A 12257-nucleotide genomic window follows, 5' to 3' on the forward strand; every position below is an offset into this window, starting at 1 on the left:
GTTCCAAATTAGTATGACAGATAAATCAATTTCTCGTAAAATGCGCGCCATTGTGAGCTTATCGTTTCTTTGAGCATCAGCGTTTTCATCAAACTCTGTACTATTAAACGATCTAGCTAAGACACCTATAAAACGAGACATCGAAATGATACGTTTAACCGAAATTAAACTCCCACTAGACCATGAAGAGTCTGCTATTCAAGACGCTATTGAAGCGAAACTTGGTATTAACTCTGATCAGGTACTCTCTTTTAATATCTTTAAACGTGGCTACGATGCTCGTAAGAAATCAAAGATCTTACTTATCTACACGCTTGATGTTCTCGTTGAAAACGAAGCTGAGTTGTTAGAACAATTCATCAGCGACCCGCACGTAAAAGTGACTCCTGATATGGAGTACAAGTTTGTCGCTAAAGCGGTTGAGAATCAAACTGAGCGCCCTGTGGTTATCGGTTTTGGCCCTTGTGGTCTATTCGCTGGTCTAGTGCTTGCTCAAATGGGCTTCAACCCAATCATCGTTGAACGTGGTAAAGAAGTTCGTGAACGTACGAAAGATACCTTTGGTTTCTGGCGTAAGCGTACTCTGAACACTGAATCAAACGTACAGTTTGGTGAAGGTGGCGCAGGTACCTTCTCTGACGGCAAGCTATACAGCCAAGTGAAAGATCCAAAACACTACGGCCGTAAAGTAATCGAAGAGTTCGTTGCTGCGGGTGCACCAGAAGAGATCCTATACGTAAGTAAGCCGCACATCGGTACTTTTAAACTGGTTACCATGATCGAAAAAATGCGTGCTTCTATCATCGAACTAGGTGGCGAAATCCGTTTCAGCACTCGTGTTGACGACGTTCACATGGAAGATGGTCAAATCACTGGCCTAACGCTTTCTAACGGTGAAGAGATCAAATCTCGTCACGTGGTATTAGCTGTTGGCCACAGTGCTCGTGACACGTTTGAAATGCTGTACGATCGTGGCGTTTACATGGAAGCGAAGCCTTTCTCTGTTGGTTTCCGTATCGAACACAAGCAATCGATGATCGATGAAGCTCGTTTCGGTAAGAACGCAGGCAACCCAATCCTAGGTGCTGCGGACTACAAACTCGTTCACCACTGTAAGAATGGCCGTACTGTATACAGCTTCTGTATGTGCCCAGGCGGTACTGTAGTAGCTGCAACATCTGAAGAAGGTCGTGTAGTAACTAACGGCATGAGCCAATACTCTCGTGCAGAACGTAACGCAAACAGCGCAATCGTTGTAGGTATCGACCCAGAACGTGATTACCCAGGTGATGCATTGGCTGGTATCCGTTTACAGCGAGAACTAGAAAGCGGTGCTTATGTTCTTGGTGGCAAAAACTACGATGCACCAGCACAGAAAATCGGTGACTTCCTGAAAGGTCGCGATCCAAGTGCAATCGGTGAAGTACAACCGTCTTTCACGCCGGGTATCCACCTAACAGACATTTCAAAAGCGCTGCCTGATTTTGCTATCGAAGCGATTCGTGAAGCAATCCCAGCGTTCGAGAAGAAGATCAAAGGTTTCTCTACGCCAGACGGCCTACTAACCGGTGTTGAGACTCGTACCTCTTCTCCTGTATGCATCAAACGTGGCAAAGACTTCCAAAGCATCAACTTAAAGGGCTTCTTCCCTGCAGGTGAAGGTGCGGGCTACGCAGGCGGTATCCTTTCTGCTGGTATTGATGGGATTAAGGCTGCAGAAGCGCTAGCACTATCAATGGTAGAGCTGAACCAAGCTGAGAAGATTGAGATCGCTTAAGCATTTTCAATAAAGCAAAGCTAGATCGCAATCAACCAAAACTAAAATCCAGTGTCTTGTCGACACTGGATTTTTTATTGCATGTGACTAGCAGTACACAAGCAACATGGTAGAATGCCGCCATTAATCTTACCCTTGTATAAGATTGTTAAACCTTTCCATCGCTATTTAGCCAAATCATACCGAGAAACTTATGCCATTTTCCAAGCTTGGATTAAGCTCACCTATTGTTAAAGCCGTTGCAAAACAAGGCTATGAAAAGCCAACCTCTATTCAAGAAAAAGCAATTCCGATTGTACTTTCTGGTAAGAACCTTATTGCGGCAGCACAAACGGGTACAGGTAAAACTGCGAGCTTTGTTCTCCCTATCTTAGAAATGCTAAGCAAAGGTGAAACGCAGCGTAAAAAACGTATTCGCGCCGTGATTCTTACACCAACTCGTGAGCTGGCTGTTCAGGTTGAACAGAACATCACTAAGTACGCGAAATTCCTAAACCTAACATCATTAGCGATGTACGGTGGCGTGTCTTACCAACATCAAAAAGATCGTCTGATTGAAGGTGTTGATATTCTGGTTGCAACTCCAGGTCGTTTGATCGACATGTACGGACAACGTGCCGTTCACTTTGATGAAGTTGAAGTATTGGTTCTTGATGAAGCAGACCGCATGCTAGACATGGGTTTCATTGAAGACATCAACAAGATCATTGCGCGTTTACCACAAGACATCCAAAACCTACTGTTCTCGGCAACGCTTTCAACGCCAGTTCGTGCGCTAGCGAAAAGTGCTATCAGTGAAGCGGAAGAGATTTCAATTGCGAAAACTGACGCGTCTAAAGCGAACATTGAGCAATGGTTGGTAACGGTAGATAAAGACCGTAAGTCAGCACTATTGAGCCACATGATTACCGAAGGTAATTGGGATCAAGCGCTTATCTTTATCGAAACTAAACATGGCGCGGCTAAGTTAGTGGCTCAACTTGAAAAGCGTGGCATTCAGGCAGAAGCTTTCCACAGTGGACGCAGCCAAGCGATCCGTGAAAAGATCTTGGCTGACTTCAAGAAAGGTCGTCTAAAGTACTTGGTAGCGACTGGCGTTGCTGCTCGTGGTATCGATATCGACAACCTAAGCCGCGTGGTAAACTACGACATGCCTTTCCCTGCTGATGACTATGTTCACCGTATTGGTCGTACAGGCCGTGCTGATGCGTCTGGCGAAGCGATCTCTTTCCTATCGAAAGATAACTTCAAGAACCTGTGCATTATTGAAAAGCGTCTCGGTCACTTGATTGAACGTCGCGTTGTTGAAGGTTTCGAACCACGCAAAGAAGTACCAATTTCAGTATTGAACTTCGTTCCTAAGAAGAAAAGAGAACAGCAAGAGAAAGAAGGCAAGTAACTATCAAAGCTTAACGAGCAGCGATAGCGTGTTAGCCGGCGTATTACTTAAACGAAGCCCCATGTGGCTTCGTTTTGTTCTTTGAAACACAGATAAAACAGAGGTATTGAGATGATTACTCCTATCGCAACGAGATTAACTCGAGGCCAAGACCTAAAGCTTGAGATCCAGAGGCTAGTGACAGCACACAATATCTCCGCGGGCTCTATTGCGTCTTGTGTAGGATGTGTTTCTCAACTCAATATTCGCTTAGCTAATGCCAACCACACCAAGCTAGTTCAAGCTCCGTTCGAAATCGTATCTGTGATGGCAACGTTAACGCCTAACCATCAGCACGTTCATATATCCGTTGCTGATGAGAATGGCGATGTGATTGGCGGGCATCTGCTGGAGGGAACGATTATCGCCACCACCGCTGAATTGATTGTTCACCGTTACGATACTTTGACCTTCCACAGAGAGCATGATGATTCGACGGGTTACACTGAGCTCACTATCAGCAGCAATAATCAATAACTTATTAATAGCAGCACCAAACGCCTCATATAAAACGATACCACCCAATAGCAATTAGGAAACACGATGGCTACACACTCCGCAGACTCCGTTATCGTTCTCGATTTCGAAACCACAGGCTTATCACCAAATATGGGTGACCGAGCGATTGAAATCGGTGCGGTGAAACTCGTTAATGGCGAAGTCGTCGACACCTTCCAACAACTCATGAACCCAGGGTTTCGTGTCAGTGGATTCATTGAAGGCTATACCGGAATCAGTAACCGCATGTTAAGCACAGCGGCCAGTTGCAGTGAAGTGATGGATGAATTTGCAGACTTCATTCAAGACAGCCAACTTGTCGCTCACAATGCCTCATTTGATAAACGCTTTCTTGATGCAGAGTTAGATAACATTGGTCGTGATTACAATGGACAATTTGCCTGCTCAATGCTGATTGCTCGCCGCCTAATCCAAGACGCACCGACTCATAAGCTAGGCGACCTTGTGCGTTTCAAGAATATCGACAACGACGGCACCTTCCACAGAGCGTTAGCCGATTCAGAAATGACAGCTAGACTGTGGTTATTGATGATTGATGAGCTGCAAAGCGACCACGGTATTCAGCAACCAAGCTTTCAACTGATGCAAAAAATATCGAAGACAGCGAAAGGCTCTATTCCAAAGTTGCTGATGAGTAATCGAGGTTAAAATCCTTACCATACGATAATGTTTGAAAGGCTGATTGGTTTAACACAATCAGCCTTTTTAGTTATTAACGAAGCTTACTCGTGCCCTACTCCTGCAGTGTCACTAGCGTTGACTTGAGACTGTCTAATTCATTCAGGAAATAAGACCATTGCTTATCACTACTGATTGCTGCGATATCCACCAAAAATTTGGCTGATGTCTGCATATTCTTATTAAGCTCAGATTCCAAACCGTCAGGGTAATAAGACTCATTGTTCAAAAGCAAGTTCATAATAATCGGCTGAGCGATATGTAAGTCACTCTTCTTTTCCATAAGTATCGTAAGATCTTGGTAGGTATTATTTTGATATTCTCGCCAACTAGCGTTGGTATTTACCCACTCTTGAGACCAAGTATAAATAATCTGCTTTTGTTGTTTCGACACCGATCCTAGCCATCGCTCTAGTCTCTCTTCTATGCGATTTCGATATCGCTCTCTGGAGTCTTCGTCATTCAACGACAATCTTTCTTCGTAATAGTCTTGCTGTTTTTCTCTAAAGTTTTTTAAGAACTCGCTATCTTGCTTAGGGGTAAGTTGCATACTTAACGCGTAAACATCGGGTGCAAACTTATTAACGATCGCACGAATATGATTCTTAATTTGCTCACTTTGGTCGACGATAAACGCAGAATTCATATCGGCACGAGCAATACTTTGAATCGCTTCTAATTGAGAAATATACTGAGGAAGTTGAGTTTCTTTATGCCAAGCTTGCAATGAGTCTAAACGGACTTCTAGCTCGGACTCTTGGTTATTGGATAACGAAACAAAGTCCTCGATATAGCTGACCGCAAACCAACTGATATTGTTATAGGCGAATTTCGTCCCACACCCAGCAAATAGAAAGCACACCAATAACATTAACCAACGGCATTTTCTCATTACACCCTCTCACAAACCTCTACTGATCAGCGAACCTGTAAACAGCTTTATCAGATTCACCCTTGATCTTATAACATTAGCTATAAAAGCAGCTGATCGTAAAAACTTTCAGATAAATTGAGACTTCACCTTGCTAAACCGTCTATTTAGGCAAATGATTAAACTAAAAATAATTAACGGCAGTGATATAACTTGATTTTTATTACTCATTTGACCTAATACGAACTCTATAAAAGAAACGGGGTAGCGTGTTTTCAAGTGATTGATATTTGGGAGGCAAGCTATGGCCGCTATTCCTGAGCACCCAAGCGATTTAGAATATGAGCTTTGTTATTTTGACGATGGTTCAATAACCACAATTACGATATTCGTTCACAATCGACAGGAAGCGATGAATTGGTATATTAACGAAGGAAAACATATCAACGATCTTTATTCGATAAGACCCGATGAATAATGCTTTGATATAGAGGACTAGGTCGATAAACCTAAACAAAGAAACTTGAGTGGCATTTTGTGGAACACCCTTTACTGCAATGTCATTAGTTAGCAATGTCATTAATTAGACATATCACAGCAAAGGGCTTCAATCTCGAATTACTTCAAGATTCGGGCGCGGAATTGACGACCCTTCATTTTACCTGATTCGATCTTGTTCAGTGCTTTCTTAGCTACAGAGCGTTCTACAGCAACGTAAGCACGCATTGCGAACAAGTTGATCTTACCTACTGATTTACCATCAATACCACCTTGACCAGTCAATGCACCAAGAATATCACCTGCACGAAGCTTAGCTTTCTTACCGCCATCAATCTGAATGGTTACCATGTTTGAGTAGTACGGCTTAGCAATAGGTTTTGCTGGAAGCTCAGATGGCTCAATCGGCATATCCATGTACTCATCAATTTGAGCAACACGGTACATCTCTTTCTCGCTAAAGAAGCTGATAGCAACGCCCTTGCTTCCTGCACGGCCAGTACGACCAATGCGGTGTACGTGAACTTCAGGGTCGCGAGACAATTCAAAGTTGAATACAGCGTCTAGGTTATCTACATCAAGACCACGGGCCGCCACGTCTGTCGCAACTAGAATCGAGATGGTTTTATTTGAGAACTGAACCAAAGCTTGGTCACGTTCACGCTGTTCCATGTCGCCATGAAGTTCGATAACACTGAAACCACGGTGGCTTAGCTCATCGTTTACGTTCTGCACTTCTTTCTTAGTGTTACAGAACACAACCGCAGATTCCGGTTGGTGATGAAGTAGCAGCAACTCTAGAGCATCATCACGAGCTTCAGAACCTTCTAGCTTGTAGAAGTGTTGCTGGATGCTTGAGCGGTCATGCGTTGACTCAACCTTCACCATTTCTGGGTTGCGCATAATGCGGTCTGCAACAGATTTGATCTGTTTAGGGAAAGTTGCACTGAATAGCAGAGTTTGGCGTTCTTTTGGCGCCGCTTCAATCACTGCGTCCAAAGCGTCTTGAAAACCCATCTCTAGCATGCGATCCGCTTCATCTAACACAAGTGTGTTCAGCTCAGACAGGTCAATACGGCCTTTCTCTAGGTGGTCAAGAATACGACCAGGAGTGCCCACAAGAATGTGTGCGCCATGCTCTAATGAACCAATCTGTGGGCCCATTGGCATACCGCCACATAGTGTCAGCACTTTAATATTGTGAATACCACGAGCAAGAGTACGGATCTCTTTTGCTACTTGGTCTGCAAGCTCACGAGTCGGACATAACACTAAAGACTGAACACGGAAACGCTTAACGCGTAGGTTCTGCAGCACGCCTAAACCAAAAGCAGCTGTTTTACCTGAACCCGTTTTACCCTGACCGATAACGTCCTTGCCATTTAGGATAGTAGGAAGACTTAACGCTTGGATCGGCGTCATTTCAGTATAACCAAGAGAATCTAACGTATTTAGAAGCTCTGGTTTAAGGGCGATTGAAGAGAATTTTGAAGTGCTCAATGGAAATATCCAACTGGTGAAAAACAGAGTGCATTATGAGTGTTTTTGAAAATTATTCCACCTTAATCACAGTTTTGAAGAAATAGGTTAGGCGAACACAAAAAAGCCAGCTTTGTTAGCTGGCTTTTACTTCTATAAGAATTGCTTTCTATGGCACACCGTGACCTTTAGATGCAACCCATACGCGGTACCACTGCTCGCGAGTCAGTTCAATTTTCAGTGCATCAACAGCTGTCTTAACGCGCTCAATCTTACCAGAGCCAATAATGGCAATTGGATTAGACGGTAAACGGCGAACCCAAGCGTAAATCACTTGATCAATGCTGTCGGCCCCCACTTCTTGACGAATCGCTTCTAGCTCATCACGAACGCGAATCGCTTGCGCTGAATCGCCACTAAAGATGCTACCACCACCGAGACAAGACCACGCCATTGGGCGAATGCGGTTCATCTGCAGTTGATCTAACGTACCATCATGGGCAACTTCGAAGTTCAGTGGGTTAATTTCAACTTGGTTGGTTACCAATGGCTTACCTAGGCGAGATTGAAGCAACTCGAACTGACGCGGTGAAAAGTTAGAAACACCAAAGTGCTTAACTTTACCGACTTTGTGTAATTCTGCGAACGCTTCTGCCACTTCATCCGCATCCATCAGTACATCTGGACGGTGAATAAGCAATACATCCAGTTCGGCTACACCTAAACGCTCTAGTGAGTTATTTACTGATTGGTAAATGTGGTGTGCGCTGGTGTCATAGTGATTGATCTTACGATCAGGAGTGTGGTCACCACACAAGTTGATATCGCACTTGGTGACAATTTGAATATCATCACGAAGGCTTGGCTCAAGCGCTAATGCTTCACCAAACAACTTTTCACATTGGTAGTTACCGTAGATATCCGCGTGATCAACAGTTGTGATGCCAAGATCAATGTGCTGCTTAAGGAAAGTCAGGCGTTGTTGCGGGGTCATGCCCCATTCAGCTGTACGCCAGTATCCTTGCACCAACTCAGAAAGTTCTGGGCCTTGTGGCGCTGTCGTTACTCTTGCAACCATGGGTTGTCTCCTTTATCAATACTGAACGTATCCTAAGCTCGTTTTACCGAAGGCTCAACGTATAACAAATGACAAAAGTAAACGCTTGCCAAAAATGTGAGAGCCACAGAAAAACGAACACTTAAATGAATAATAACTTGCTGTCTGCCCGTGAACCGTTATTCCAAAAGGCTTGTTTACTCTAATGAATTACGAAAGCATCTATAAATTTGAGCAATTAAAAGCGATTTAGTTCAACCGTTAAGTTATCACCATCACTCTGTAACTGAACCCAAGGAGAAGACGAACTAGCAGATGATGAGTTAGGAACGTTCCATAAACTCACTTGATCAGGTGAATGGTGTGGTGCATTAATAAATTCTACGAGCTGCTTATCTACCTCATCAAAACCAACGCCCTCACGTTTTGCGTGTTCGAGTTGAGCGACGACATCGAACTCATCTTCCCCAATACGAATTGAACTCAGAGCAAAGCCATCTTGACGAAGGTAAGCCTGAAGCTTGGTATAACTTAAGTTCGAATATGGCAAGCTTAAGCGAACCACTTCAATACTTGATTCACCTAGCTCCAATTCAACATAAACATCCAGATCGTAATATTTGGTTTGGTCACTGCACAGCAGAGTACCTTCTACATCACCACAATCCATAAGATCGACATCGTTGATATAGTTTTGAGAACTTGGTTGATCTGAACTTGTGTTGAATACCGTTCGCAGCCACCAGCTTTCGGTTGCTTGCGCAGAAAATGCAATGGCATTCAAAACCAATAAAAAAGGTAGGGTTAAGACAGGAAGAGTTCTCATTAATTGTGCTTATTTCGTGCGGCATGAAGCGTTCATTATACGTGACCAATCAACAAACAAACGACTGACCGACAAATTTTAGGTGAAAAAAAACGGGCATACATGCCCGCTAGATAAATTCTATCGCCGAATAACGTAATCCGTCACGTCGAGAACCATTACGGGACTAACAGTACCATCCCGACGATTTACATACAACATATCATACCAATTATTTATAGCCACCTTCTATTACAGGCTCTTCAAGCGATAGTCTTACTTTATTACGTTGAATGGCTTCTGGCGGCAAACTGATGAAGCCGTATTGGTTCAACACGCTTTGATGCTCTTCCGACAAAGTCAGTCCAACAAAGAACTTCTCTTGCTCAGTAAACCCTTTACGATGCGCTGGAATATTCAGGTACATGTAATAAACCGTGGCTAATGGGTAACGACCAGAGAGGATCGTCTCTTTGTTTAAGTCGTAGTTCACCCCAAGATTATCAACCACACTCAGCCATTTCACATCCGAGATTTGATCTGAGTAGACGGTGTAACCAATCGCGGCATCTTCGTCTTCAATCTTGTTAATCAGATCAGGTAAATCCGCTAAGAACTGAGTATGGGCATATTCTCCCTCCGTTCCACACTCGACCCAACTTGAAAAGGTGGTATGCCCCTTCAGGTTATGATCAATTGCGAAGGGCAGCATATGAGTATCTAGGCTTTCACCATTACGGATATCACTGCTTGGTGACCATTTGGGATGTTTAGGGTCGTTAGAACAACCAAACACATCGATAAGTTCGGCAACACTGATGGATGTTGCTGGGTTATTCTCATTCGCTAGAATCGCAATCACGTCAGCGGTAAACATCAGCTCTGTCGGTCTATAGCCGTAGCGCATGTCGAACCTAGCCATTTCTTTGTCAGTCCACTTTTTGGAAGTAATACCAACACGTGAGCGTTGCATGATCATCTGCTCTGGTACGCTGTCACTCAACAAGATCTCTAGGTCAATCTCTTGGCTCTTGAGTAAGTCTTCAACAAGACCCTGCATATTCGGCTCAATCGCGACCAAACCAATTTCACTGGCATCATTCGCAAACGTCGATGCCGAGAACAACATAGGTACAGCAGCAAGCAGTAAGCCCGGTTTATTAGATAGACGTTTCATTACTGGCCTCCTACTGGATCAATCGATGTCTTGGATTCAACATCGCTGTTACTGTCGAGCTGCATCTCTGAGGTGAAGATATTCCAAGATGGGTTCACTTCCATACTCTCTGTTTTTAACACCGCGATAGTTCTGCGCTTACGCTTATGAAGGTGCTGAGTTAAGCTGGTTATCTGAGTAAATTCTTGTTCGAAAATTCGCTCACCATCGATGCCTCTGTCGATCAGTGCATCTCGAATCACGCCAGTCCTTTTCTTCGCCAGTGCCTTGTTATAAGTGTTTGTACCTTCTGAACTGGTATCGCCAACTAAAGTCACCGATGCATCTGGCTGTTCACCCAGTAAACGAACAAGTTCATTGAGTACCGCAGTATGTTCAGGTTTAAGGTCATACTTATCGAAATCAAATGCCACGCTTAACACTTCAACATCTTCGACGATTTTCCAATTGGCACAGCCTTTAATGTCTACCGTCACGCCTTCTGGAGTATCAGCACAAAGATCGCGTTGGTTAATCACCCCATCACGGTCATCATCCGCTAGATCATCAATTTGATGGCGAGTCATTGTCGTATCGGGCGTTTCAGCACAACCCATTAGCAAGATAGAACTAAGTAGCGCTAGTTTAAAATATCTCATTACTTGTTCTCCCCTTGCCACTCTTCTGGGTGTTCAACCCTCAATGCGTAGGTCAACATGCCCATCGCGTTCAGTACGCGGTATGCTGCTAACGTTTGATCATATTCTGTGCTGATGAAGTTTCGTCGAGCCAAGAACACTTCCACTTTTGCGTCCAGCACATCCAATAGGCTTCGTCTGCCTACATTAAATTGTTGGATGTAACCCAGTTCTGCAATTTTGGCCGCGTCCACATTCTGTTGAAGTAGAGACTTTTGTTGTTCAAGCATCTTGTAGGCGTTCCAAGCAAGTTGGGTACCCTCTTTCGCTTCACGCTCGGTTCTCACGCGAATCGCTCTTGCCTCTTCAACACGCCACGCTGACGACTCCACTCGAGAGTCGGTAGAGAAGCCGTTAAACAGATCATAATCCATGGTCAGCATGATTCTCGCGTCTTCATCAACACCACCCGGTGGGTTAGACACGTTGTCATTTTTATTAGCATGAAGTTCCAGTTTTACTTCTGGATAGTAATCACCTTTCTCTCTACGCATCTCTTTACGAGCGGCATCGATATCAAGCAAAGAGGCTTTGATTTCTGGGTGATTCTCGACAGCTTGTTCAAGTGCGACCTGTGCTGAGCTTGGTAATAGAGCGTAATCAAAACGGGGATAAACCAAGTTCACAGCAGGCTTGCCCACTAAACGTAGGTACTGAGTTTGCAAATCAAACAGGTTGTTCTGAGCTGCTATCAATGAAGATTGCGCCGTCGCAACACGAGCAGAAATCTGAGCCAAATCTGAGTTGCTGCTCAGGCCTTTGCTCTTTTTATCTTGTATGTCTTGATAGATTTCTTGGTGCTCTTTTACATTACGCTTGGACAGCTCAAGCAGCGTCTCTGCTTTTAGAATATCGAGGTAGTTTCTCACCACATCTAACGAAACATTTTCAGCACGTGAAATCAGGGTTAAACGTTCAGCCTCGGCTTCGAACGTGAGTCGGTCAACATTCGACGTTGTTTTAAAACCATCGAATAGTAACTGGGAAACTTTAACGCCGATTTCCGTTCGCGTTAGACCACGGTCATCGGTGTCGAGTTTGCTACCACTGTTATAACGCGTCTCTTCATAACCTGCCGCTGCGTACAAATTGACTTGCGGCATATACAAACCGCCTGCAGCATCACCGTCTCTTATCACCGATTGGTATCGGGAGTACTGCGCCAAAATCTCTGGGCTATAGTCTATGGCAAAGGCCACGGACTCTTCCAATGAGGCTGCTTGAGACAGCCCGCTCATCAGTAAGCAAGAAGAGAGTAAGAATTTTGAATGCATTACACTT

Annotated in this window: 12 protein-coding genes; 5 read left to right on the top strand and 7 right to left on the bottom strand. The window is 44.2% G+C overall.

All coding sequences use genetic code 11. The features are described 5' to 3' along the window. Nucleotides 1-145: 145 nt before the first annotated feature. The 4 genes from CWO08_RS00645 (at nt 146) to CWO08_RS00660 (ending at nt 4382) form a co-directional block, all read left to right on the top strand. Nucleotides 146-1777, top strand: coding sequence for an NAD(P)/FAD-dependent oxidoreductase (locus CWO08_RS00645; RefSeq protein ID WP_108019464.1), 1632 nt, complete (start codon nt 146-148; stop codon nt 1775-1777). Between the two features lie 193 nt (nt 1778-1970). Continuing rightward, nucleotides 1971-3176 carry a DEAD/DEAH box helicase gene (locus CWO08_RS00650; RefSeq protein WP_048661141.1) on the top strand — a complete coding sequence of 402 codons (1206 nt, stop codon included), beginning with the start codon at nt 1971-1973 and terminating at the stop codon, nt 3174-3176. 111 nt (nt 3177-3287) lie between these two features. After that, nucleotides 3288-3692, top strand: coding sequence for a PPC domain-containing DNA-binding protein (locus CWO08_RS00655; RefSeq protein WP_108019466.1), 405 nt, complete (start codon nt 3288-3290; stop codon nt 3690-3692). Between the two features lie 66 nt (nt 3693-3758). Further along, nucleotides 3759-4382, top strand: a complete 624-nt coding sequence (locus tag CWO08_RS00660) for a PolC-type DNA polymerase III (RefSeq protein WP_102433103.1) — start codon at nt 3759-3761, stop codon at nt 4380-4382. 85 nt (nt 4383-4467) lie between these two features. Here the strand turns inward: CWO08_RS00660 and CWO08_RS00665 are convergent, their stop codons facing one another. After that, the gene (locus tag CWO08_RS00665; protein ID WP_108019468.1) at nt 4468-5304 is read right to left on the bottom strand and encodes a DUF6279 family lipoprotein; all 837 of its coding nucleotides are present in this window, start codon (nt 5302-5304) and stop codon (nt 4468-4470) included. Nucleotides 5305-5587: 283 nt separating this feature from the next. Here CWO08_RS00665 and CWO08_RS00670 point away from each other — a divergent pair, with 283 nt between their 5' ends. After that, nucleotides 5588-5761, top strand: coding sequence for a hypothetical protein (locus CWO08_RS00670; RefSeq protein ID WP_055319358.1), 174 nt, complete (start codon nt 5588-5590; stop codon nt 5759-5761). Nucleotides 5762-5901: 140 nt separating this feature from the next. On the opposite strand, the gene dbpA is transcribed toward CWO08_RS00670, so the two are convergent. The 6 genes from dbpA to CWO08_RS00700 all read right to left on the bottom strand — a co-directional run bounded on the left by dbpA (nt 5902) and on the right by CWO08_RS00700 (nt 12250). Beyond that, entirely contained in the window at nt 5902-7281 is a 1380-nt protein-coding gene (dbpA, locus tag CWO08_RS00675) for an ATP-dependent RNA helicase DbpA (protein WP_108019470.1), read from the bottom strand. 148 nt (nt 7282-7429) lie between these two features. Continuing rightward, nucleotides 7430-8338: an aldo/keto reductase family oxidoreductase gene (locus CWO08_RS00680; RefSeq protein ID WP_102433101.1), complete on the bottom strand. Its 909-nt coding sequence runs from the start codon at nt 8336-8338 to the stop codon at nt 7430-7432. Nucleotides 8339-8555: 217 nt separating this feature from the next. Beyond that, nucleotides 8556-9143 carry a hypothetical protein gene (locus CWO08_RS00685; RefSeq protein WP_108019471.1) on the bottom strand — a complete coding sequence of 196 codons (588 nt, stop codon included), beginning with the start codon at nt 9141-9143 and terminating at the stop codon, nt 8556-8558. A 211-nt stretch (nt 9144-9354) separates the two neighbouring features. Beyond that, nucleotides 9355-10299 carry a PstS family phosphate ABC transporter substrate-binding protein gene (locus tag CWO08_RS00690; protein ID WP_108019473.1) on the bottom strand — a complete coding sequence of 315 codons (945 nt, stop codon included), beginning with the start codon at nt 10297-10299 and terminating at the stop codon, nt 9355-9357. Continuing rightward, nucleotides 10299-10937 (bottom strand): OmpA family protein, encoded by a 639-nt coding sequence (locus CWO08_RS00695; protein ID WP_108019476.1) that lies wholly within the window; start codon nt 10935-10937, stop codon nt 10299-10301. The genes CWO08_RS00690 and CWO08_RS00695 overlap by 1 nt, the downstream gene beginning before the upstream one ends. Further along, nucleotides 10937-12250: a TolC family outer membrane protein gene (locus CWO08_RS00700; RefSeq protein WP_108019478.1), complete on the bottom strand. Its 1314-nt coding sequence runs from the start codon at nt 12248-12250 to the stop codon at nt 10937-10939. Before CWO08_RS00700 ends, CWO08_RS00695 begins: the two co-directional genes overlap by 1 nt. Nucleotides 12251-12257: the final 7 nt, after the last annotated feature.

The sequence above is a fragment of the Vibrio sp. 10N.286.48.B8 genome (genome assembly GCF_003050085.1).
In the GTDB taxonomy this organism is placed as follows: domain Bacteria; phylum Pseudomonadota; class Gammaproteobacteria; order Enterobacterales; family Vibrionaceae; genus Vibrio; species Vibrio crassostreae.